The 22,384-nt window shown below is 60.4% G+C and carries 20 protein-coding genes; all 20 read left to right on the top strand.

All coding sequences use genetic code 11. From position 1 onward, the window contains the following. Positions 1-7 precede the first annotated feature (7 nt). The 20 genes from PSH64_RS10515 to nuoM all read left to right on the top strand — a co-directional run bounded on the left by PSH64_RS10515 (position 8) and on the right by nuoM (position 22,381). On the top strand, positions 8-454 hold the full coding sequence (locus PSH64_RS10515; RefSeq protein WP_305480608.1) for an NUDIX hydrolase: 447 nt from the start codon (positions 8-10) through the stop codon (positions 452-454). Between the two features lie 59 nt (positions 455-513). After that, on the top strand, positions 514-1,647 hold the full coding sequence (mnmA, locus tag PSH64_RS10510; RefSeq protein ID WP_105343934.1) for a tRNA 2-thiouridine(34) synthase MnmA: 1,134 nt from the start codon (positions 514-516) through the stop codon (positions 1,645-1,647). Then, complete coding sequence (hflD, locus tag PSH64_RS10505) at positions 1,644-2,267, top strand: high frequency lysogenization protein HflD (RefSeq protein WP_105343935.1); 624 nt, start codon at positions 1,644-1,646, stop codon at positions 2,265-2,267. The genes mnmA and hflD overlap by 4 nt, the downstream gene beginning before the upstream one ends. A gap of 127 nt (positions 2,268-2,394) precedes the next feature. Beyond that, complete coding sequence (purB, locus tag PSH64_RS10500; RefSeq protein ID WP_105343937.1) at positions 2,395-3,765, top strand: adenylosuccinate lyase; 1,371 nt, start codon at positions 2,395-2,397, stop codon at positions 3,763-3,765. 86 nt (positions 3,766-3,851) lie between these two features. Further along, entirely contained in the window at positions 3,852-5,021 is a 1,170-nt protein-coding gene (locus PSH64_RS10495) for a cupin domain-containing protein (RefSeq protein ID WP_105343939.1), read from the top strand. Then, positions 5,014-5,439 (top strand): GNAT family N-acetyltransferase, encoded by a 426-nt coding sequence (locus PSH64_RS10490; protein WP_305480607.1) that lies wholly within the window; start codon positions 5,014-5,016, stop codon positions 5,437-5,439. Before PSH64_RS10495 ends, PSH64_RS10490 begins: the two co-directional genes overlap by 8 nt. Before the next feature lie 232 nt (positions 5,440-5,671). Further along, a complete protein-coding gene (locus tag PSH64_RS10485) occupies positions 5,672-6,433 on the top strand; it encodes a secretin N-terminal domain-containing protein (RefSeq protein ID WP_305480606.1) in 762 nt (253 codons plus the stop codon). A 514-nt stretch (positions 6,434-6,947) separates the two neighbouring features. Continuing rightward, complete coding sequence (gene aceA, locus PSH64_RS10480; protein ID WP_105343942.1) at positions 6,948-8,273, top strand: isocitrate lyase; 1,326 nt, start codon at positions 6,948-6,950, stop codon at positions 8,271-8,273. Between the two features lie 639 nt (positions 8,274-8,912). Next, positions 8,913-9,326, top strand: a complete 414-nt coding sequence (locus PSH64_RS10475; RefSeq protein WP_007905050.1) for an NADH-quinone oxidoreductase subunit A — start codon at positions 8,913-8,915, stop codon at positions 9,324-9,326. A 10-nt stretch (positions 9,327-9,336) separates the two neighbouring features. Continuing rightward, entirely contained in the window at positions 9,337-10,011 is a 675-nt protein-coding gene (locus PSH64_RS10470) for an NADH-quinone oxidoreductase subunit B family protein (protein ID WP_007940869.1), read from the top strand. 72 nt (positions 10,012-10,083) lie between these two features. Then, a complete protein-coding gene (gene nuoC, locus PSH64_RS10465) occupies positions 10,084-11,868 on the top strand; it encodes an NADH-quinone oxidoreductase subunit C/D (RefSeq protein WP_105343944.1) in 1,785 nt (594 codons plus the stop codon). 2 nt (positions 11,869-11,870) lie between these two features. Then, entirely contained in the window at positions 11,871-12,368 is a 498-nt protein-coding gene (gene nuoE, locus PSH64_RS10460; protein WP_007905058.1) for an NADH-quinone oxidoreductase subunit NuoE, read from the top strand. Then, positions 12,365-13,720 carry an NADH-quinone oxidoreductase subunit NuoF gene (nuoF, locus tag PSH64_RS10455; protein WP_105343946.1) on the top strand — a complete coding sequence of 452 codons (1,356 nt, stop codon included), beginning with the start codon at positions 12,365-12,367 and terminating at the stop codon, positions 13,718-13,720. Before nuoE ends, nuoF begins: the two co-directional genes overlap by 4 nt. Before the next feature lie 137 nt (positions 13,721-13,857). Next, positions 13,858-16,572 (top strand): NADH-quinone oxidoreductase subunit NuoG, encoded by a 2,715-nt coding sequence (gene nuoG, locus PSH64_RS10450; RefSeq protein WP_105343947.1) that lies wholly within the window; start codon positions 13,858-13,860, stop codon positions 16,570-16,572. Further along, the gene (gene nuoH / locus PSH64_RS10445; protein WP_105343949.1) at positions 16,569-17,576 is read left to right on the top strand and encodes an NADH-quinone oxidoreductase subunit NuoH; all 1,008 of its coding nucleotides are present in this window, start codon (positions 16,569-16,571) and stop codon (positions 17,574-17,576) included. The genes nuoG and nuoH overlap by 4 nt, the downstream gene beginning before the upstream one ends. A gap of 12 nt (positions 17,577-17,588) precedes the next feature. Further along, a complete protein-coding gene (nuoI, locus tag PSH64_RS10440) occupies positions 17,589-18,134 on the top strand; it encodes an NADH-quinone oxidoreductase subunit NuoI (RefSeq protein WP_219847839.1) in 546 nt (181 codons plus the stop codon). Between the two features lie 9 nt (positions 18,135-18,143). After that, positions 18,144-18,647 carry an NADH-quinone oxidoreductase subunit J gene (nuoJ, locus tag PSH64_RS10435; protein WP_105343952.1) on the top strand — a complete coding sequence of 168 codons (504 nt, stop codon included), beginning with the start codon at positions 18,144-18,146 and terminating at the stop codon, positions 18,645-18,647. Positions 18,648-18,649: 2 nt separating this feature from the next. Further along, the gene (gene nuoK / locus PSH64_RS10430) at positions 18,650-18,958 is read left to right on the top strand and encodes an NADH-quinone oxidoreductase subunit NuoK (protein WP_007940879.1); all 309 of its coding nucleotides are present in this window, start codon (positions 18,650-18,652) and stop codon (positions 18,956-18,958) included. After that, a complete protein-coding gene (gene nuoL / locus PSH64_RS10425) occupies positions 18,955-20,808 on the top strand; it encodes an NADH-quinone oxidoreductase subunit L (protein WP_305480605.1) in 1,854 nt (617 codons plus the stop codon). Before nuoK ends, nuoL begins: the two co-directional genes overlap by 4 nt. Before the next feature lie 40 nt (positions 20,809-20,848). Then, a complete protein-coding gene (nuoM, locus tag PSH64_RS10420) occupies positions 20,849-22,381 on the top strand; it encodes an NADH-quinone oxidoreductase subunit M (RefSeq protein ID WP_105343956.1) in 1,533 nt (510 codons plus the stop codon). The last annotated feature ends 3 nt before the right edge of the window (positions 22,382-22,384 follow it).

Here is a 22,384-nt window from a genome sequence, read left to right as displayed (position 1 = left end):
AAGCTTCATGGATTGGCTGCCCCACATCACCGTCGCCACCATCGTCGAAGAAAACGGCCGTTTCCTGATGGTCGAAGAATCCAAGCACGGACGAACGGTGCTCAACCAGCCCGCCGGCCATCTGGACCCGGACGAAACGCTGACCGAAGCCGCCATACGCGAAACCCTCGAAGAAACCGGCTGGGACGTCGAGCCGACCGGCGTCGTGGGTATTTATCTCTACACCGCCCCCAGCAACGGCGTGACCTATCAGCGGGTCTGCTTTACCGCAAAAGCGATCAAACACCACCCCGATTATCAATTGGATGACGGTATTGTCGGCACAAAGTGGCTGACGCGTGACGAACTGCTGCAACAGCGCGCAAACTGGCGCAGTGAGCTGATCATCCGCTGTATCGATGATTATCTGGACGGCAAACACTTCAGCCTCGAGCTGATCCGCCCTTCTCTTTAGCCTTGCAGGCTTGAGCCTGCTAGAATCGCGTCCTTTTTCGAGACACTCATTGAATCCCTATGCGTGATCCAGCCCCTTCTGCCACACAAAAGAAGCGCGTCATTGTCGGTATGTCCGGCGGCGTGGACTCTTCCGTTTCCGCTCTCCTGCTGATCGAGCAAGGCTATGAGGTGGAAGGCCTGTTCATGAAGAACTGGGAAGAAGACGATGGAACGGAATACTGCACCGCCATGGACGACCTGGCGGATGCTCAGGCCGTGTGCGACAAGATTGGCATCAAGCTGCACACCGCCAACTTCGCCGCCGAGTACTGGGACAACGTGTTCGAGCACTTCCTGGCCGAATACAAGGCCGGCCGCACGCCGAACCCGGACATCCTGTGCAACCGCGAGATCAAGTTCAAGGCGTTCCTCGATTACGCCATGATGCTCGGCGCCGACCTGATCGCCACCGGCCACTACGTGCGCCGCCGCGACATCGATGGTCGCACCGAATTGCTCAAAGGCCTGGACCCGAACAAGGATCAGAGCTACTTCCTGCACGCCGTCGGCGGCGAACAGATCGCCAAGACCCTGTTCCCGGTCGGCGAGCTGGAAAAACCGCAAGTGCGCGCGATTGCCGAGAAACACGACCTGGCCACCGCGAAGAAAAAGGATTCCACCGGGATCTGCTTTATCGGCGAGCGCCGCTTCAGCGATTTCCTCAAGCAATACCTGCCGGCGCAACCTGGCGAAATCAAAACCACCGAAGGCGAAGTCATCGGCCGTCATCATGGCTTGATGTACCACACCATCGGCCAGCGCCAGGGCCTGGGCATCGGCGGCTTGAAAGACGCCAGCGACGAGCCCTGGTACGTGCTGATCAAAGACCTGGAGCACAACGAACTGATCGTCGGCCAGGGCAATGACCATCCGTGGTTGTTCTCCCGCGCCCTGCTCGCCTCGGACATCTATTGGGTCAACCCGATCGATTTGACCGAACCGCGCAAACTGACCGCCAAAGTCCGTTATCGCCAGAGCGACCAACCATGCACACTGGAAAAAACCGCCACCGGCTATCGCGCGACCTTCGATGACCCGCAACGCGCAGTCACCCCGGGCCAATCCGTGGTGTTCTACGACGGTGAAATCTGCCTCGGCGGCGGTGTGATCGAAGTGGCCGAGCCCTGGACCAGCAAGGACCAGCGTTCATGAGCCCGACTCAGGAGCAACTGACGGCCCTGGGTGGCGTGTTTCTCGCCGCCGTGCTGGTCGACAAGATCGCCAAGACCGGCCAGACCAACGAAGCCGGCCTGGCTTGCATGCTCGGCAGCCTGCTGATTCGCGACCCCAAGGACACGCTGGAAGTCTATGGCGGTGACGACATCAACCTGCGTGACGGTTACCGCGCACTGATCGGTGCCCTGGAGCGCGACCCCAGCACTCTTCAGCGCGAACCGCTGCGCTATGCCCTGGCGATGCTGGGGCTGGAGCGTCAGTTGGCCAAGCGCAACGACATGCTGGACGCGATCGGCAAGCGTCTGCCGCAGATTCAGTCCCAGGTCGAGCATTTCGGCCCGGCCCACGAAAACGTGATCGCCGCCTGCGGTGCGTTGTACCAGGACACCCTGAGCACCTTGCGCCAACGGATTCAGGTCCACGGCGACATGCGCAACCTGCAGCAACCGAGCAATGCTTCGAAAATCCGCGCGCTGTTGCTGGCCGGGATTCGTTCAGCCCGCCTGTGGCGGCAGTTGGGCGGTCATCGCTGGCAGCTGGTGATCAGCCGTCGCAAATTGCTTAAAGAGCTTTATCCGCTGATGCGCAGCAGCTGAACCGCGCCCGTAATACCGCTTTGTAGTCAGTAACGCGTAATACGCCGGTCAGTTGGCGACGGACCGGCGGATTTTTTCATGTATGATACGCGCCCCATTTCGTTGCCCGACTGTCCGAGAACACCCCATGCAGCTCTCTTCGCTCACTGCGGTTTCCCCTGTTGACGGCCGCTACGCCGGCAAAACCCAGGCCCTGCGCCCAATTTTCAGCGAATACGGTCTGATCCGTGCTCGCGTTCTGGTTGAAGTGCGCTGGCTCCAGCGCCTGGCCGCTCACCCTGCCATCAGCGAAGTGCCGGCGTTCTCCGCCGAAGCCAACGCGGTGTTGAACACCCTGGCGGAAAACTTCTCCCTGGAGCACGCCGAACGCGTCAAAGAGATCGAGCGCACCACCAACCACGACGTCAAAGCCATTGAGTACCTGCTCAAAGAGCAGGCGGCCAAGCTGCCGGAACTGGCCAAGGTCAGCGAATTCATCCACTTTGCCTGCACCAGCGAGGACATCAACAACCTGTCCCACGCCCTGATGCTGCGCGAAGGCCGTGATGACGTGATGCTGCCGCTGATGCGCCAGACCGCCAACGCCATCCGCGAACTGGCCATCCGCTTCGCTGAAGTGCCGATGCTGTCGCGCACCCACGGCCAACCGGCGTCGCCGACCACCCTGGGCAAAGAGCTGGCGAACGTGGTTTACCGTCTGGAGCGTCAAATCGCTCAAGTCGCCGCCGTTCCGCTGCTGGGCAAGATCAACGGCGCTGTCGGCAACTACAACGCTCACCTGTCGGCCTACCCTGAGATCGACTGGGAAGCCAACGCCCGCGCCTTCATCGAAGACGAGCTGGGCCTGGGCTTCAACCCGTACACCACGCAGATCGAACCGCACGACTACATCGCCGAGCTGTTCGACGCAATCGCGCGCTTCAACACCATCCTGATCGACTTCGACCGCGACATCTGGGGCTACATCTCCCTGGGCTATTTCAAACAGCGCACCATCGCTGGCGAAATCGGTTCGTCGACCATGCCGCACAAGGTCAACCCGATCGACTTCGAAAACTCCGAAGGCAACCTGGGGATCGCCAACGCACTGTTCCAGCACCTGGCGAGCAAACTGCCAATCTCCCGCTGGCAGCGTGACCTGACCGACTCCACCGTGCTGCGCAACCTCGGTGTCGGCTTCGCCCACAGCGTGATCGCCTACGAAGCCAGCCTCAAGGGCATCAGCAAACTGGAGCTCAACGAGCAAAAGATCGCCGCTGACCTGGACGCGTGCTGGGAAGTATTGGCCGAGCCGATCCAGACCGTGATGCGTCGCTACAACATCGAGAACCCGTACGAGAAACTCAAAGAGTTGACTCGCGGCAAGGGCATCAGCCCTGAAGCATTGCAAACCTTCATCGACGGCCTGGACATGCCAGCCGCCGCCAAGGCTGAGCTGAAACTGCTGACCCCGGCCAACTACATCGGCAACGCTGTAGCACAAGCCAAACGCATCTGATCGACCGCTGTACCCGTTTGAGACGCCCGGCAGCGCCGGGCGTTTTTATTCCCGTCTGAAAAGTGCTTTTTTTCAATAGGTTACACATGAATCCTGACATTCCTCTTCAACTTCTGGGCGGCATCACGGCACGGGAATTCCTGCGCGACTACTGGCAGAAAAAACCGTTGCTGATCCGTCAGGCGATTCCTGATTTCGAAAGCCCGATCGATGCCGACGAACTGGCCGGCCTGGCGCTGGAAGAAGAAGTCGAATCGCGCCTGGTGATCGAGCACGGCGAGCGCCCCTGGGAATTGCGCCGAGGCCCGTTCGCCGAAGATGAATTCAGCAAGCTGCCGGAACGCGAATGGACCCTGCTGGTGCAAGCGGTCGACCAATTCGTGCCGGAAGTCGCCGAATTGCTGGAGAACTTCCGCTTCCTGCCGAGCTGGCGCGTCGACGACGTGATGATCAGCTTCGCCGCCCCAGGTGGCAGCGTCGGCCCGCACTTCGATAACTACGATGTGTTCCTGCTGCAAGGCCACGGCAAGCGCAACTGGAAAATCGGCCAGATGTGCGATTCCGAGAGCCCGCTGCTGCAACACGCCGACCTGCGCATCCTCGCCGATTTCGAAGCCACCGACGAATGGGTGCTGGAACCGGGCGACATGCTCTACCTGCCTCCGCGCCTGGCTCATTCTGGTGTGGCTGTCGATGATTGCATGACCTACTCGGTCGGCTTCCGCGCACCGAGCGCCGCTGAAGTGCTGACCCACTTCACCGACTTCCTCAGCCAGTTCCTGTCGGATGAAGAGCGTTACACCGACGCCGACGCCCTGCCGGCTGTCGATCCTCATCAGATCCAGCACGACGCCCTCGATCGCCTGAAAAGCCTGCTGGCCGAGCACATGAGCGACGAGCGTCTGCTGCTGACCTGGTTCGGCCAGTTCATGACCGAGCCGCGCTACCCGGAACTGGTGGTTGGCCCGGAAGAAATCGAAGAAGACGACCTGCTCGCCAGCCTCGAGCAAGGTGCGGTGCTGATCCGCAACCCGAGCGCGCGCCTGGCCTGGTCGGAGGTTGATGACGACCTGCTGCTGTTCGCCAGCGGCCAGAGCCGTTACCTGCCGGGCAAACTGCGTGAGCTGCTGAAAATGATCTGCGCCGCCGATGCCCTGCACGTCGACAATCTCGGCGACTGGCTCAGCGATGAAGACGGTCGCGGTCTGCTGTGTGAGCTGATCAAGCAGGGAAGCCTGGGGTTTGCCGATGAATAAAATTCACGTTCGTGTCGCAGACTGGCAAAAGGATAACGCCGAGATCCGGCGCATTCGTGAGACGGTGTTCATCGCCGAGCAATCCGTTCCGCCTGAGCTGGAATGGGATGCCGATGACGCCACAGCCGTGCATTTCCTGGCCTTCGAAGGCGACTTTCCGATCGGCACCGCCCGCCTGCTGCCCGACGGCCACATCGGCCGGGTGTCGGTGCTCAAGGACTGGCGCGGCTTGAAGGTTGGCGATGCGCTGATGCAAGCGGTGATCGGTGAAGCCGAGAAGCGTGGGCTGAAGCAGCAGATGCTGAGTGCACAGGTGCAGGCCACGGCGTTCTATGAGCGCCTGGGTTTCAGCATGGTCAGCGAGGAATTCCTGGAAGCCGGGATTCCGCATGTGGACATGGTGCGTCACTCGACTTGATCCCTGTGGCGAGGGGGCTTGCCCCCGTTGGGCTGCGCAGCAGCCCTAAAAATCTTGGGGCCGCTGCGCGACCCAACGGGGCAAGCCCCTCATCACAAATACATATCAAGAACACCACAAAACGCCCCGCCATTCTCGGATGCCGGGGCGTTTTGCTGTCTGTGATTCAACTCGCACCACGCCGGGCCGACAAACTGGCAATATCAAACCTTTGATTTGCGGAGAAACGGACATGTCCCTACGCACCCTGCTCACCACGCTGCTGCTGACCTGCAGTTTTTCGGTCATGGCCGCCACCGAGATCGTGCCCCTGAATTACCGCACCAGCGCCGAACTGCTGCCGGTGGCGCAGAACTTCATCGGTAACGATGGCAAAGTCAGTGCCTATGGCAATCAACTGATCGTCAACGCCGAGCCCGGCAAGATCGACGAGCTCAAGGCCTTCCTCGCCCAGCTGGACACCGCGCCCAAGCGCCTGTTGATCACTGTCGATACCAACGAAAACAACTTTCAAGGCGATCAGGGCTACTCGGTCAACGGCTCCGCACCGAATCAGACCCGCATCATCAATCGCAGCACCGACAGCCGAGACGGCGGCATCCAGCAGGTTCAGGCCAGCGAAGGCGCACCGGCGCTGATCCAGGTCGGCCAAAGCGTACCGCTCACCAGCACCCAGACCGACAGCTATGGTGACCTGCGCAGCCAGACCGAATACCGCAACGTCACCCAGGGCTTCTACGTCACAGCCAGCGTCACCGGCGACATCGTTCACCTGGCTATCAGTACCAACCGTGACCGGATGAGCCAGGAACGTCCCGATGTAGTGAACGTGCAAAGTACCGACACAACTATCAGCGGTCGACTGGGCGAGTGGATCACCCTGGCCGGCGTGAATCGTCAGACTCAGGCCGACAAACAGGGCCTGACCCGCAGTTACTCGACTCAGGGCCGGGATGACATGACTTTGCGGGTGAAAGTCGACACCTTGGACTAAAGCACCAAAAACTGACTGATTAGTCGTATTAGACTAAAGATGTAGTGCTTGAAAAAAAGCACTACAAAACGTTTGACGAGCCAAAAAAGCAAAGGCATGATGGCCTCGCTCCCGCTAATCAGAGGCCCTGGCAAGGGCTTTCGAGTCGCTGTTCGCACCCTACCCCGCGAGCCGATTCGTGTCTGTACCGCCCACAAGGTGTGTTTGACGAGGTTGCCGACTGGAACGAAGTTGTCCCGAGGGACGGAAGCGTAATTAGGTAACCCGGCTCCACACTGAAGTTCGCACCAAGGCCCACGACGCCCGAACGCGCTCGCCAGTTCGCCCTTACCTGCTCACTTCCCCCTCGAGCCCATCGTTCATCCCGTCGCCATCCCCGCCGAACCCGACTTGACCGCCTAAGCTTCTGGTCAGCGAGCAGCCATGTACGCCCCAACTGAATGAGCGTATTTGGCACGCAGGAATTGTTCACCCAGAACCATTTTCGATTAAAGACGCGACGAGGTTTATCTCCATGGCACTGACACGCGAACAGCAAATTGCAGCCCTCGAAAAAGACTGGGCTGAAAACCCACGCTGGAAAGGCGTGAAGCGCAATTACTCCGCTGCTGACGTCGTCCGTCTGCGTGGCTCGGTTCAACCTGAGCACACCTTTGCAAAAATGGGCGCCGAGAAGCTCTGGAACCTGGTGACCCAGGGCGCCAAGCCATCCTTCCGCCCCGAGAAAGATTTCGTTAACTGCATGGGCGCCCTGACCGGTGGCCAGGCGGTACAGCAAGTCAAGGCCGGCATCCAGGCGATCTACCTGTCGGGCTGGCAAGTGGCTGCGGACAACAACTCCGCCGAATCGATGTACCCGGACCAGTCGCTGTACCCGGTGGATTCGGTTCCAACCGTGGTCAAGCGCATCAACAACTCGTTCCGTCGTGCCGACCAGATCCAGTGGAAAGCCGGCAAAAACCCGGGCGACGAAGGCTACATCGACTACTTCGCGCCGATCGTGGCGGACGCTGAAGCCGGTTTCGGCGGCGTACTGAACGCTTACGAGCTGATGAAGAGCATGATCGAAGCAGGCGCTGCCGGCGTTCACTTCGAAGACCAACTGGCTTCCGTGAAAAAATGCGGCCACATGGGCGGCAAGGTACTGGTTCCGACCCAGGAAGCCGTACAGAAGCTGACCGCTGCCCGTCTGGCGGCTGACGTTGCCGGTACCCCGACCATCATCCTGGCCCGTACCGACGCCAACGCGGCTGATTTGCTGACCTCCGACTGCGACCCGTACGACCAGCCGTTCGTGACTGGCGAACGTACTCAGGAAGGCTTCTACAAAGTGCGCGCCGGCCTCGACCAGGCCATCGCTCGCGGCCTGGCCTACGCGCCGTACGCCGACCTTATCTGGTGTGAAACCGCCAAGCCGGATCTGGACGAAGCCCGTCGTTTCGCCGAAGCGATCAAAAAGGAATACCCGGACCAACTGCTGTCGTACAACTGCTCGCCTTCCTTCAACTGGAAGAAAAACCTGGACGACGCGACCATCGCCAAGTTCCAGCGCGAACTGTCCGCCATGGGTTACAAGCACCAGTTCATCACCCTGGCCGGCATTCACAACATGTGGCACAGCATGTTCAACCTGGCGCACGACTACGCCCGCAACGACATGACCGCCTACGTGAAGCTGCAAGAGCAAGAGTTCGCCGATGCCGCCAAGGGTTACACCTTCGTGGCTCACCAGCAGGAAGTGGGCACCGGCTACTTCGACGACATGACCACCGTGATCCAGGGTGGCACGTCTTCGGTGACCGCGCTGACCGGTTCGACCGAAGAAGAACAGTTCCACTGATCTACTTCGTGTAAGCAAACGGCCCTTGCGGACCGAATAAAAGCTAACCGCAAAGCCGCCCATCTGACGCCCCGACTGGTTCGGGGCGTTTTTTTGCCTGCGATACCATGAACACCACCGAACCCTATGGGAGCGGGCTTGCTCGCGAAGGCGGCCCATCTTCCAACATTGATGTCGACTGACCCACCGCATTCGCGGGCAAGCCCGCTCCCACAGGGGCCGATGGCGCCCCCAGGAAAAACGTTGATCCAGAGCAATTTCGCGATCACGCAAACAAGGTAAAAACACCCCGCGTGCTACTTGCAGTAACGCACTTATAAGACAACTTCCCGAACCGCTGCCCGTTAAACAGTTTGAAAACCGCACCAAATAATACTGATTATCATTTAGCGGCAACTATGTTCGTTACATTCCCTACAAAACATAATTGACAAAACCCCCGCTAATGCCCGAACCGCATGGGCTACAGGGCTTTGGAGGTGTGCTATGTCCTTATTCCTGTAAATAATTTCGCTATCTGAATTTTACTTGCTCGGTGTTTAGCCATAAAATCAGCGCGATTGATTGCTGCGACATATCGTCACTGCTTTGTTTCTTTTCAAGCTCAGAGACCTTTGCTCTCTGTTAAGGATTACCAGCATGCCCGAAGCGACCGGACTCATGGCCCACAACTGGGGCTTTGCCATTTTCCTTCTGGGTGTCGGCGGCCTTTGCGCCTTCATGCTCGGCGTCTCCAGCCTCCTCGGGTCAAAAGCCTGGGGCCGCAGCAAAAACGAACCGTTCGAGTCCGGCATGCTACCTACAGGTGGCGCCCGCTTGCGGCTCTCAGCCAAATTCTATCTGGTCGCGATGCTCTTCGTGATCTTCGATATCGAAGCCCTCTTTCTCTTTGCCTGGTCTGTGTCCGTCCGCGAAAGCGGCTGGACCGGATTCGTCGAAGCTCTCGTTTTCATAGCAATTCTGTTGGCAGGTCTTGTCTACCTATTCCGAGTGGGCGCCCTTGACTGGGCTCCGGAAGCTCGTCGTAAGCGGCAAGCGAAGCTGAAACAATGAGGCTTTGGCAATGCAATACAATCTCACCAGGATCGACCCCGATGCTCCTAACGAGCAGTATCCGATTGGCCAACGGGAAACCGTTTCCGATCCGTTAGAAGATCAAGTCCACAAAAACATCTTCATGGGCAAGCTCGAAGACGTGCTCAACGGCACGATCAACTGGGGGCGCAAGAACTCCTTGTGGCCGTATAACTTCGGTCTTTCGTGCTGCTACGTGGAAATGACTACCGCCTTCACGGCGCCCCACGACATCGCGCGCTTTGGCGCCGAGGTGATCCGGGCATCGCCGCGTCAGGCGGATTTCATGGTTATCGCCGGTACCTGCTTCATCAAGATGGCGCCGATCATTCAGCGTCTCTACGAGCAAATGCTCGAACCTAAATGGGTTATCTCCATGGGTTCGTGCGCCAACTCCGGTGGCATGTACGACATCTACTCCGTCGTTCAAGGGGTGGACAAGTTCCTGCCCGTGGACGTCTACGTGCCTGGCTGCCCGCCCCGCCCTGAAGCTTTCCTGCAAGGCTTGATGCTGTTGCAGGAGTCGATTGGCCAGGAGCGTCGCCCACTTTCCTGGGTCGTTGGCGATCAAGGCGTTTACCGCGCCGAGATGCCTTCGCAAAAGGAACAGCGCCGCGAACAGCGTATTCAGGTAACCAACCTGCGCAGCCCCGACGAAGTCTGATCCAGATCTGTTCTTACAAAGAAACGAGAAACTGGCTTCATTCTTTACGTTGACCGAAAGCGATAAATAACCATGACTACAGGCAGTGCTCTGTACATCCCGCCTTACAAGGCAGACGACCAGGATGTGGTCGTCGAACTGAACAACCGTTTTGGCCCTGAGGCGTTCACCGCCCAGACTACCCGCACCGGCATGCCGGTGCTGTGGGTTGCCCGTGCCAAACTCGTCGAAGTCCTGACCTTCCTGCGCAACCTGCCCAAGCCGTACGTCATGCTCTATGACCTGCACGGCGTGGACGAGCGTCTGCGCACCAAGCGTCAAGGGCTGCCAAGCGGCGCCGACTTCACAGTGTTCTATCACTTGATGTCGATCGAACGTAATAGTGACGTAATGATCAAGGTCGCGTTGTCCGAGAGCGACCTCAGCTTGCCGACCGTCACCAGCATCTGGCCGAACGCCAACTGGTACGAGCGTGAAGTGTGGGACATGTACGGCATCCACTTTGCCGGCCACCCGCACCTGAGCCGCATCATGATGCCGCCGACCTGGGAAGGTCACCCGCTGCGCAAGGACTTCCCGGCCCGTGCCACCGAATTCGATCCGTTCAGCCTGACCCTGGCCAAGCAACAGCTCGAGGAAGAAGCCGCGCGCTTCAAACCTGAAGACTGGGGCATGAAGCGTTCCGGCCCGAACGAGGACTACATGTTCCTCAACCTCGGCCCGAACCACCCTTCGGCCCACGGTGCGTTCCGCATCATCCTGCAGCTGGACGGCGAAGAGATCGTCGACTGCGTACCGGACGTCGGTTACCACCACCGTGGTGCCGAGAAGATGGCCGAGCGCCAGTCCTGGCACAGCTTCATTCCGTACACCGACCGTATCGACTACCTCGGCGGCGTGATGAACAACCTGCCGTACGTGCTCTCGGTCGAGAAGCTGGCCGGCATCAAGGTGCCCGAGAAGGTCGACGTCATCCGCATCATGATGGCCGAGTTCTTCCGGATCACCAGCCACCTGCTGTTCCTGGGGACTTACATCCAGGACGTCGGCGCCATGACTCCGGTGTTCTTCACCTTCACCGACCGCCAGAAGGCGTACACGGTGATCGAAGCCATTACCGGTTTCCGCCTGCACCCGGCCTGGTACCGCATCGGTGGCGTCGCCCACGACCTGCCGCGCGGCTGGGAAAAACTGGTCAAGGATTTCGTCGAGTGGATGCCCAAGCGTCTGGACGAATACCAGAAAGCCGCACTGGACAACAGCATCCTGCGTGGCCGGACCATCGGCGTCGCCGCCTACAACACCAAGGAAGCCCTGGAATGGGGCGTCACCGGTGCTGGCCTGCGTTCGACCGGTTGCAATTTCGACCTGCGTAAAGCTCGCCCCTACTCCGGCTACGAGAACTTCGAATTCGAAGTCCCGCTGGCGGCCAATGGCGATGCCTACGACCGTTGCATCGTTCGCGTCGAAGAAATGCGCCAGAGCATCAAGATCATCGAGCAGTGCCTGCGCAACATGCCGGAAGGCCCGTACAAGGCGGATCACCCGCTGACCACGCCGCCGCCCAAAGAGCGCACGCTGCAGCACATCGAGACCCTGATCACGCACTTCCTGCAAGTTTCGTGGGGCCCGGTCATGCCGGCCAACGAATCCTTCCAGATGATCGAAGCGACCAAGGGCATCAACAGTTATTACCTGACGAGCGATGGCGGCACCATGAGCTACCGCACCCGGATTCGTACCCCAAGCTTCCCGCACCTGCAGCAGATCCCTTCGGTGATCAAAGGCAGCATGGTCGCGGACTTGATCGCGTACCTGGGTAGTATCGATTTCGTTATGGCCGACGTGGACCGTTAAGCATGAACAGCACGCTTATCCTGACAGACCGTTTCGCCCTCAGCGAAACCGAGCGCTCGGCCATCGAGCACGAGCTGCATCACTACGAAGACCCGCGCGCGGCGTCGATCGAAGCCCTGAAGATCGTCCAGAAGGAACGTGGCTGGGTGCCTGATGGCGCGCTCTACGCCATCGGCGAAATCCTTGGCATCCCGGCCAGCGACGTTGAAGGGGTGGCTACTTTCTATAGCCAGATCTTCCGTCAGCCGGTCGGCCGTCACATCATTCGCGTCTGCGACAGCATGGTCTGCTACATCGGCGGCCATGAATCGGTGGTCAGCGAAATCCAGAGCAAGCTGGGCATCGGCCTGGGCCAGACCACCGCCGACGGTCGCTTCACCCTGCTGCCGGTCTGCTGCCTCGGCAACTGTGACAAGGCGCCGGCGTTGATGATCGACGACGACACATTCGGTGATGTGCAGCCTGCCGGCGTTGCCAAATTGCTCGAGGGCTACGTATGACCCTGACTTCCTTCGGTCCTGCCAACCGCATCAAGCGTTCGGCCGAGACTCACCCGCTCACCTGGCGTCTGCGTGACGATGGCGAAGCCGTATGGCTCGACGAGTACCAGGCCAAGAACGGTTACGCCGCTGCACGCAAGGCCTTCGCCGACATGGCCCAGGACGACATCGTCCAGACCGTGAAAGACTCCGGCCTCAAGGGTCGCGGCGGTGCAGGCTTCCCCACGGGCGTGAAGTGGGGCCTGATGCCCAAGGACGAATCCATCAATATCCGCTACCTGCTGTGCAACGCGGATGAAATGGAGCCGAACACCTGGAAAGACCGCATGCTGATGGAGCAACTGCCCCATCTGCTGATCGAAGGCATGCTGATCAGTGCTCGCGCGCTGAAAACCTACCGTGGCTACATCTTCCTGCGTGGCGAATACACCACCGCCGCCAAGCACCTGAACCGTGCCGTGGAAGAAGCCAAGGCAGCGGGCCTGCTGGGCAAGAACATCCTGGGCAGCGGCTTCGATTTCGAGCTGTTCGTCCACACCGGTGCCGGGCGTTACATCTGCGGTGAAGAAACCGCACTGATCAACTCCCTCGAAGGCCGCCGCGCCAACCCGCGTTCCAAGCCGCCCTTCCCTGCCGCCGTAGGCGTGTGGGGCAAGCCGACTTGCGTGAACAACGTCGAAACCCTGTGCAACGTGCCGGCGATCATTGCCGACGGCGTGGACTGGTACAAATCGTTGGCCCGTGAAGGCAGCGAAGACATGGGCACCAAGCTCATGGGCTTCTCCGGCAAGGTCAAGAATCCGGGCCTGTGGGAATTGCCGTTCGGCGTCACCGGTCGCGAGCTGTTCGAAGACTACGCCGGCGGCATGCGCGACGGTTACAAGCTCAAGTGCTGGCAGCCAGGCGGCGCCGGTACCGGCTTCCTGTTGCCGGAACACCTGGACGCACAAATGTACGCCGGCGGCATCGCCAAGGTGGGCACCCGTATGGGTACCGGCCTGGCCATGGCGGTGGACGACAGCGTCAACATGGTGTCGTTGCTGCGCAACATGGAAGAGTTCTTCTCCCGTGAATCCTGCGGCTTCTGCACCCCGTGCCGTGACGGTCTGCCGTGGAGCGTCAAGCTGCTGCGCGCGATCGAGAACGGTGAAGGGCAAGCCGGCGATATCGAGACCCTGCTGGGTCTGGTCGGTTTCCTCGGCCCGGGCAAGACCTTCTGTGCTCACGCACCGGGTGCCGTGGAGCCGTTGGGCAGTGCCATCAAATACTTCCGTCCAGAGTTCGAAGCCGGCATCGCGCCTACCCGCGCCGTCGTCCCGCCTCTGGCAAAGCCGATCGTAGTCGGCGCTTAACGCTTTAAAAAAGGCGAACGGTCCGTGCCGTTCGCCTTTCGTCCGATGACGCCTTTCGAGGCTGTTTGGATTTGGACGGATAACAAGATTCCATTAGCCACGCCCGCTGACACCGGGCCAACGAAGAACTTTGAACCATGGCCACTATCCACGTAGACGGCAAAGAGCTCGAAGTCGATGGGGCAGACAACCTGTTACAGGCATGTCTGTCGCTAGGCCTCGATATCCCTTATTTCTGCTGGCACCCAGCCCTTGGCAGCGTTGGCGCTTGCCGCCAGTGCGCGGTCAAGCAGTACACCGACGAGAACGACAAGCGTGGTCGGATCGTCATGTCGTGCATGACGCCAGCTACCGACGGCAGCTGGATCTCCATCGACGACGAAGAAGCGAAAGTGTTTCGCGCCAGCGTCGTCGAATGGCTGATGACCAACCACCCTCACGACTGCCCGGTCTGTGAGGAAGGCGGTCACTGCCACCTGCAAGACATGACGGTGATGACCGGCCACAACGAGCGCCGTTATCGCTTCACCAAGCGTACCCACCAGAACCAGCAACTGGGCCCGTTCATTTCCCACGAAATGAACCGCTGCATCGCCTGCTACCGCTGCGTGCGCTTCTATAAGGACTACGCCGGCGGCACCGACCTCGGCGTATTCGGTGCTCACGACAACGTGTACTTCGGTCGCGTTGAAGACGGCACCCTGGAAAGCGAGTTCTCCGGCAACCTCACCGAGGTCTGCCCGACCGGTGTGTTCACCGACAAGACTCACTCCGAGCGCTACAACCGCAAGTGGGACATGCAGTTCTCGCCGAGCATCTGCCATGGCTGCTCCAGCGGTTGCAACATCTCTCCGGGTGAGCGCTACGGCGAACTGCGTCGCATCGAAAACCGCTTCAACGGTTCGGTGAACCAGTACTTCCTGTGCGACCGTGGCCGTTTCGGCTACGGCTATGTCAACCGCGAAGACCGCCCGCGTCAGCCACTGCTGGCCAACGGCGTGAAACTGAGCCTGGACGAAGCGCTGGATAAAGCCGCCGACCTGCTACGCGGTCGCAACATCGTCGGTATCGGTTCGCCGCGCGCCAGCCTCGAAAGCAACTACGCGTTGCTGGAACTGGTCGGCGCCGAGCACTTCTACTCCGGTATCGAAGCTTCGGAGCTGGAACGCATTCGTCTGGTCATGCAGGTGCTCAAAGACAGCCCGCTGCCGATCCCGAACATGCGCGACATCGAAGACCACGATGCGATTTTCGTCCTCGGCGAAGACCTGACCCAGACCGCTGCGCGCATGGCCCTGGCCCTGCGTCAATCGGTCAAGGGCAAGGCCGAAGACATGGCCGACGCCATGCGCGTTCAGCCGTGGCTCGACGCTGCGGTGAAGAATATCGGCCAGCACGAGCTGAACCCGCTGTTCATCGCCAGCCTGGCTGAAACCAAGCTCGACGACATCGCTGAAGAATGCGTTCATGCCGCACCAGACGACCTGGCCCGCATCGGTTTCGCCGTGGCTCACGCCCTCGACGCCAGCGCACCGGCCGTTGAAGGTCTGGACGCCGAAGCTCTGGCTCTGGCCAAGCGCATTGCCGACGCCCTGCTCGCCGCCAAGCGTCCGCTGATCATTGCCGGTACCTCGCTGGGTTCCAAGGCGCTGATCGAAGCGGCGGCGAACATCGCCAAAGCCCTGAAGCTACGCGAGAAGAACGGTTCCATCAGCCTGATCGTGCCGGAGGCCAACAGCCTCGGCCTGGCCATGCTCGGCGGCAACTCGGTCGACGAAGCGCTGCAAGCTGTAATCGACGGTAAGGCCGACGCCATCGTCGTGCTGGAAAACGATCTGTACACCCGCACCGACAAAGCCCGTGTCGATGCTGCCCTGAGCGCCGCGAAAGTGGTGATCGTGGCGGACCATCAGAAGACTGCCACCAGCGATCGCGCGCACCTGGTGCTGCCAGCGGCCAGCTTCGCTGAAGGCGACGGTACCCTGGTCAGCCAGGAAGGCCGCGCCCAGCGCTTCTTCCAGGTCTTCGACCCGACTTACCTCGATGCGAGCATTCTGGTTCGCGAAGGCTGGCGCTGGCTGCATGCCCTGCGTTCGACCCTGCTGAACCAGCCGATCGACTGGACCCAACTGGACCACGTCACCGCTGCCGTTGCTGCAAGCACGCCGCAACTGGCACGCATCGTCGATGCCGCACCGTCCGCTGCATTCCGGATCAAAGGCCTGAAACTGGCGCGCGAACCGCTGCGTTACTCCGGTCGTACCGCCATGCGCGCCGACATCAGCGTGCACGAACCGCGTACTTCCCAGGACAACGACACCGCATTCGCGTTCTCCATGGAAGGTTACTCGGGCTCGGTCGAACCACGTCAGCAAGTGCCATTCGCCTGGTCGCCGGGCTGGAACTCGCCACAAGCCTGGAACAAGTTCCAGGATGAAGTCGGTGGTCACATCCGCGCTGGCGACCCAGGCACTCGCCTGATCGAAAGCACCGGTGACTCGCTGAACTGGTTCGCCAGTGTTCCGCGTGCGTTCAACCCGGCGCCAGGCACCTGGCAGGTCGTACCGTTCTTCCACCTGTTCGGCAGCGAAGAAAACTCTTCCAAAGCCGCACCGGTGCAGGAACGCATTCCGGCCGCCTACGTGTCGCTGGCCAAGTCCGAAGCCGATCGCCTGGGTGTCAATGACGGTGCCCTGCTGAGCTTGAACGTGGCTGGCCAGACTTTGCGTCTGCCGCTGCGCATCAACGAAGAGCTGGGTGCCGGTCTGGTCGCATTGCCTGCAGGTATCGCCGGCATTCCACCAGCCATCTTTGGCAAATCCGTTGACGGTCTGCAGGAGGCAGCGCTATGACCTTGTTCACTCCTGAAGTGATCGACGTAATCATCGCGGTCCTCAAGGCCATCGTGATTCTGCTCGCCGTTGTGGTGTGCGGCGCGCTGCTGAGCTGGGTCGAGCGTCGTTTGCTCGCCCTCTGGCAGGACCGTTACGGTCCGAACCGCGTCGGCCCGTTCGGCGCGTTCCAGATTGCGGCCGACATGATCAAGATGTTCTTCAAGGAAGACTGGACCCCGCCGTTCGCCGACAAAGTGATCTTCACCCTGGCACCGGTCGTGGCCATGAGCGCCTTGCTGATTGCCTTCGCGATCATCCCGATCACCCCGACCTGGGGTGTGGCGGACATCAACATCGGCATCCTGTTCTTCTTCGCCATGGCCGGTCTGTCGGTCTACGCGGTGCTGTTCGCCGGCTGGTCGAGCAACAACAAGTTCGCCCTGCTGGGCAGCTTGCGGGCCTCGGCACAAACCGTGTCGTACGAAGTGTTCATGGGCCTGTCGCTGATGGGCATCGTGATCCAGGTCGGCTCGTTCAACATGCGCGACATCGTTGAATACCAGGCGCAGAACATGTGGTTCGTCATTCCGCAGATCTTCGGTTTCCTGACTTTCTTCATCGCTGGCGTCGCCGTGACTCACCGTCACCCGTTCGACCAGCCGGAAGCGGAACAGGAACTGGCCGACGGTTACCACATTGAATACGCCGGCATGAAATGGGGCATGTTCTTCGTCGGCGAGTACATCGGCATCGTGTTGATTTCGGCACTGCTGGTGACTTTGTTCTTCGGTGGCTGGCACGGCCCGTTCGACATTCTGCCGCAGATCCCGTTCATCTGGTTCGCACTGAAAACCGCGTTCTTCATCATGTTCTTCATCCTGTTGCGCGCCTCGATTCCGCGCCCACGGTATGACCAAGTGATGGATTTCAGCTGGAAGTTCTGCCTGCCGCTGACCCTCATCAACATGCTGGTGACCGCTGCGATCGTGTTGCTCAACACGCCCGCCGTCGCGGCTCAGTGAGGATAGAGAATCATGAAGTACATTTTTGACATCGTGCATGGCTTCTTCACCCAGCTTCGCAGCCTGGTGATGATTTTCGGCCACGCCTTCCGCAAGCGCGACACGCTGCAGTACCCGGAAGAAGCCGTGTACCTGCCGCCGCGTTTCCGTGGCCGTATCGTCCTGACCCGCGACCCCGACGGCGAAGAACGTTGTGTAGCCTGCAACCTGTGCGCCGTGGCGTGCCCGGTGGGTTGCATCTCGCTGCAGAAAGCTGAAACCGAAGACGGTCGCTGGTACCCGGACTTCTTCCGCATCAACTTCTCGCGCTGCATTTTCTGCGGCCTCTGCGAGGAAGCCTGCCCGACCACCGCGATCCAGCTGACACCGGATTTCGAAATGGCCGAGTTCAAACGTCAGGACCTGGTTTACGAGAAAGAAGATCTGCTGATCTCCGGCCCCGGCAAAAACCCTGATTACAACTTCTATCGTGTTGCAGGTATGGCGATTGCCGGTAAGCCAAAAGGCGCCGCGCAGAATGAAGCCGAACCGATCAACGTGAAGAGCTTGCTGCCTTAAGGAAGAAAGATGGAATTCGCTTTCTATTTCGCATCGGGTATCGCGGTTGTGTCCACGCTTCGCGTGATCACCAACACCAACCCCGTGCACGCCCTGCTCTACCTGATCATTTCGCTGATCGCCGTGGCCATGACGTTCTTCGCCCTCGGCGCACCGTTTGCCGGTGTACTGGAAGTGATCGCCTACGCCGGCGCCATCATGGTGCTGTTCGTGTTCGTGGTGATGATGCTGAACCTGGGCCCGGCCTCGGTTCAGCAAGAACGCGTCTGGCTCAAGCCCGGTATCTGGCTGGGCCCGGTCGCGCTCGGTGCCCTGCTGCTGGCTGAGCTGCTGTATGTGCTGTTCAGCCACTCCAGCGGCCAGGCACTCGGCCACACCACCGTAGACGCCAAGGCCGTGGGCATCAGCCTGTTCGGTCCTTACCTGCTAGTGGTCGAACTCGCCTCGATGCTGCTGCTCGCCGCAGCCGTCACGGCGTTCCACTTGGGCCGCAACGAAGCCAAGGAGCAATGACGATGCCTGCTATCCCTTTGGAGCATGGTCTGGCGGTCGCCGGCATCCTGTTCTGCCTCGGTCTGGTCGGCCTGATGGTCCGGCGCAACATTCTTTTCGTGCTGATGAGCCTGGAGGTCATGATGAATGCCTCCGCACTGGCGTTCATCGTTGCCGGTAGCCGCTGGGCGCAGCCGGATGGACAGATCATGTTCATCCTGGTGATCAGCCTGGCAGCCGCCGAGGCCAGTATCGGCCTGGCGATTCTGTTGCAGCTGTATCGCCGCTTCCACACTCTCGATATCGACGCTGCCAGCGAGATGCGCGGATGAACCTTCTCTATCTGACTTTCCTGTTCCCCCTGATCGGTTTTGTGCTGCTGGCGTTCTCCCGGGGCCGCCTCTCGGAAAACCTCTCGGCGCTGATCGGCGTCGGTTCCATTGGCCTGTCGGCAATCGTCGCGGCTTATGTGATCTGGCAATTCAACGTTGCGCCGCCCGAGGGTGGCCGCTACACCCTGGTGCTGTGGCAATGGATGGCGGTGGAAGGCTTTACGCCGAACTTCGCCCTGTACCTGGACGGTCTGTCCGTGACCATGCTCGGCGTGGTGGTGGGCGTGGGCTTCCTGATCCACCTGTTCGCGTCCTGGTACATGCGCGGTGAAGCCGGTTACTCGCGCTTCTTCGCCTACACCAACCTGTTTATCGCCAGCATGCTGTTCCTGGTCCTGGCCGATAACCTGCTGTTCGTGTACTTCGGCTGGGAAGGCGTGGGCCTGTGCTCGTACCTGTTGATCGGTTTCTACTACAGCAACCGCAACAACGGTAACGCGGCACTCAAAGCCTTCATCGTGACCCGGGTCGGCGACGTGTTCATGGCCATCGGCCTGTTCATCCTGTTCCAACAGTTGGGCACGCTGAATATCCAGGAACTGCTGGTCAAGGCGCCTGAGCACTTCAAGGCCGGCGACTTCTGGATCGTGCTGGCGACCCTGATGCTGCTGGGCGGCGCTGTCGGTAAATCCGCGCAACTGCCGCTGCAAACCTGGCTGGCGGATGCGATGGCCGGCCCTACGCCGGTTTCGGCACTGATCCACGCCGCGACCATGGTAACCGCCGGTGTCTACCTGATCGCCCGTACCCACGGCCTGTTCGCACTGGCGCCGGATATCCTGCACCTGGTAGGTGTCGTGGGTGGCGTGACGCTGGTGCTGGCAGGTTTTGCCGCACTGGTTCAGACCGACATCAAACGTATCCTCGCCTACTCGACCATGAGCCAGATCGGCTATATGTTCCTGGCCCTGGGCGTCGGTGCATGGGATGGCGCGATCTTCCACCTGATGACCCACGCCTTCTTCAAGGCGCTGCTGTTCCTTGCATCCGGTGCGGTGATCGTTGCCTGCCACCACGAGCAGAACATCTTCAAGATGGGCGGCCTGTGGAAGAAACTGCCACTGGCCTACGCCAGCTTCATCGTCGGCGGCGCGGCCCTGGCGGCCTTGCCTCTGGTGACCGCGGGCTTCTACTCCAAGGATGAAATCCTCTGGGAAGCGTTCGCCAGCGGTAACGAAGGCCTGCTGTATGCCGGTCTGGTCGGTGCCTTCATGACCTCGCTGTACACCTTCCGCCTGATCTTCATCACGTTCCACGGTGAAGCGAAGACCGAAGCCCATGCCGGTCACGGCGTTGCTCACTGGCTGCCGCTGTCGGTGCTGATCGTACTGTCGACGTTCGTCGGCGCGATGATCGTTCCACCGCTGCACGGTGTGTTGCCGGAAAGCGTCGGCCATGCCGGTGGCGAAGCCAAGCACAGCCTGGAAATCGCTTCGGGCGCCATCGCCCTGTCCGGTATCCTGCTGGCCGCGCTGCTGTTCCTGGGCAAGCGTCGCTTCGTCACGGCCATCGCCAACAGCGGCGTCGGTCGCTTCCTTTCGGCCTGGTGGTTCGCCGCCTGGGGCTTCGACTGGATCTACGACAAACTGTTCGTCAAGCCATACCTTGCGATCAGCCACATTCTGCGCAAAGACCCGCTCGACCAGACCATCGGTCTGATCCCGCGTATGGCCAAAGGCGGTCACACCGCCCTGAGCCGCACCGAGACCGGTCAATTGCGTTGGTATGCCGCCTCGATGGCTGCTGGTGCCGTGCTGGTAATCGGCGCCGTCGTGCTGGTAGCGGTCTGACTATGAACCTTGCGAACTTGCGAAAGGAAACGAGCCCGTCATGATTCTGCCATGGCTAATCCTGATCCCCTTCATCGGCGGCCTGCTGTGCTGGATGGGTGAGCGCTTCGGCGCCACCCTCCCCCGCTGGATTGCGCTGATCACCATGTCCCTGCTGCTCTCCCTCGGCCTCTGGCTGTGGGCCAACGGTGACTATTCATTTGCACCAAAACCGGGTGCCGATCCAACCTGGGCGATTGAGTTCAAACACGTCTGGATCCAGCGCTTCGGCATCAACGTGCACCTGGCCCTCGACGGCCTGTCGCTGTTGATGATCCTGCTGACCGGCCTGCTGGGTGTCCTCTCGGTACTCTGCTCCTGGAAAGAGATTCAGCGTCACGTGGGCTTCTTCCACCTGAACCTGATGTGGATCCTGGGCGGTGTCGTTGGCGTGTTCCTGGCCCTCGACCTGTTCATGTTCTTCTTCTTCTGGGAAATGATGCTGGTGCCGATGTACTTCCTCATCGCGCTCTGGGGTCACAGTTCTTCGGACGGCAAGAAAACCCGGATCTACGCGGCGACCAAGTTCTTCATCTTCACTCAGGCTTCCGGCCTGATCATGTTGGTGGCGATCCTGGGCCTGGTACTGGTCAACTTCAACGACACTGGCGTGATTACCTTCAACTACGCCGATCTGTTGAAAACCAAGATGTCCCAGACCACCGAGTACATCCTGATGCTCGGCTTCTTCATCGCCTTCGCGGTCAAGCTGCCCGTCGTACCGTTCCACTCCTGGCTGCCTGACGCTCACGCCCAGGCACCGACCGCGGGTTCCGTCGACCTGGCCGGTATCTTGCTGAAGACTGCTGCGTACGGCCTGCTGCGCTTCGCCCTGCCGCTGTTCCCGAATGCCTCGGCCGAGTTCGCGCCGTTCGCCATGACCCTGGGTCTGATCGGGATCTTCTATGGTGCGTTCCTGGCGTTCGCGCAAACCGACATCAAGCGTCTGATTGCCTTCTCGTCCGTTTCCCACATGGGCTTCGTACTGATCGGCATCTACTCCGGCAGCCAACTGGCGCTGCAGGGCGCGGTGATGCAGATGCTGGCGCACGGTCTGTCGGCCGCGGCACTCTTTATCCTCTCCGGTCAGCTGTACGAGCGCACTCACACCCGTGATATGCGCGAGATGGGTGGCCTGTGGTCGAAGATTGCCTACCTGCCAGCCCTGAGCCTGTTCTTCGCGGCGGCGTCGCTGGGCCTGCCGGCGACCGGTAACTTCGTCGGTGAGTTCCTGATCCTGATCGGCACCTTCGCCAGCGCCCCATGGGTCACCGTGATCGCGACCTCCGGCCTGGTGTTCGGTTCGGTCTACTCGCTGATCATGATCCACCGTGCCTACTTCGGCCCGTCGAAATCCGACGCGGTGCTGCATGGCATGGACGGTCGCGAACTGATCATGGTGGTTGGGCTTGCGGCACTGCTGCTTTACATCGGCGTGTACCCGCAACCGTTCCTCGATACCTCTGCCGCGACGATGCATGGCGTGCAGCAGTGGCTCGGCACCGCCTTCACTCAACTCGCTTCGGCCCGGTAAGAG

Source organism: Pseudomonas sp. FP1742 (assembly GCF_030687145.1).
Lineage (GTDB): Bacteria > Pseudomonadota > Gammaproteobacteria > Pseudomonadales > Pseudomonadaceae > Aquipseudomonas > Aquipseudomonas frederiksbergensis_D.
The sequence above is the reverse complement of the archived record's forward strand: the minus strand, read 5'-3'. Positions and strand labels throughout refer to the sequence as shown.

Coding starts and splice junctions, on each gene's coding strand:
- PSH64_RS10475 (WP_007905050.1), top strand. CDS start 8,913: ATGCCCGAAGCGACCGGACTCATGGCCCACAACTGGGGCTTTGCCATT.
- nuoE (WP_007905058.1), top strand. CDS start 11,871: ATGAACAGCACGCTTATCCTGACAGACCGTTTCGCCCTCAGCGAAACC.
- nuoI (WP_219847839.1), top strand. CDS start 17,589: ATGAAGTACATTTTTGACATCGTGCATGGCTTCTTCACCCAGCTTCGC.
- nuoK (WP_007940879.1), top strand. CDS start 18,650: ATGCCTGCTATCCCTTTGGAGCATGGTCTGGCGGTCGCCGGCATCCTG.
- purB (WP_105343937.1), top strand. CDS start 2,395: ATGCAGCTCTCTTCGCTCACTGCGGTTTCCCCTGTTGACGGCCGCTAC.
- PSH64_RS10470 (WP_007940869.1), top strand. CDS start 9,337: ATGCAATACAATCTCACCAGGATCGACCCCGATGCTCCTAACGAGCAG.
- PSH64_RS10490 (WP_305480607.1), top strand. CDS start 5,014: ATGAATAAAATTCACGTTCGTGTCGCAGACTGGCAAAAGGATAACGCC.
- PSH64_RS10515 (WP_305480608.1), top strand. CDS start 8: ATGGATTGGCTGCCCCACATCACCGTCGCCACCATCGTCGAAGAAAAC.
- nuoL (WP_305480605.1), top strand. CDS start 18,955: ATGAACCTTCTCTATCTGACTTTCCTGTTCCCCCTGATCGGTTTTGTG.
- hflD (WP_105343935.1), top strand. CDS start 1,644: ATGAGCCCGACTCAGGAGCAACTGACGGCCCTGGGTGGCGTGTTTCTC.
- nuoF (WP_105343946.1), top strand. CDS start 12,365: ATGACCCTGACTTCCTTCGGTCCTGCCAACCGCATCAAGCGTTCGGCC.
- aceA (WP_105343942.1), top strand. CDS start 6,948: ATGGCACTGACACGCGAACAGCAAATTGCAGCCCTCGAAAAAGACTGG.
- nuoM (WP_105343956.1), top strand. CDS start 20,849: ATGATTCTGCCATGGCTAATCCTGATCCCCTTCATCGGCGGCCTGCTG.
- nuoC (WP_105343944.1), top strand. CDS start 10,084: ATGACTACAGGCAGTGCTCTGTACATCCCGCCTTACAAGGCAGACGAC.
- mnmA (WP_105343934.1), top strand. CDS start 514: ATGCGTGATCCAGCCCCTTCTGCCACACAAAAGAAGCGCGTCATTGTC.
- PSH64_RS10485 (WP_305480606.1), top strand. CDS start 5,672: ATGTCCCTACGCACCCTGCTCACCACGCTGCTGCTGACCTGCAGTTTT.
- nuoG (WP_105343947.1), top strand. CDS start 13,858: ATGGCCACTATCCACGTAGACGGCAAAGAGCTCGAAGTCGATGGGGCA.
- PSH64_RS10495 (WP_105343939.1), top strand. CDS start 3,852: ATGAATCCTGACATTCCTCTTCAACTTCTGGGCGGCATCACGGCACGG.
- nuoH (WP_105343949.1), top strand. CDS start 16,569: ATGACCTTGTTCACTCCTGAAGTGATCGACGTAATCATCGCGGTCCTC.
- nuoJ (WP_105343952.1), top strand. CDS start 18,144: ATGGAATTCGCTTTCTATTTCGCATCGGGTATCGCGGTTGTGTCCACG.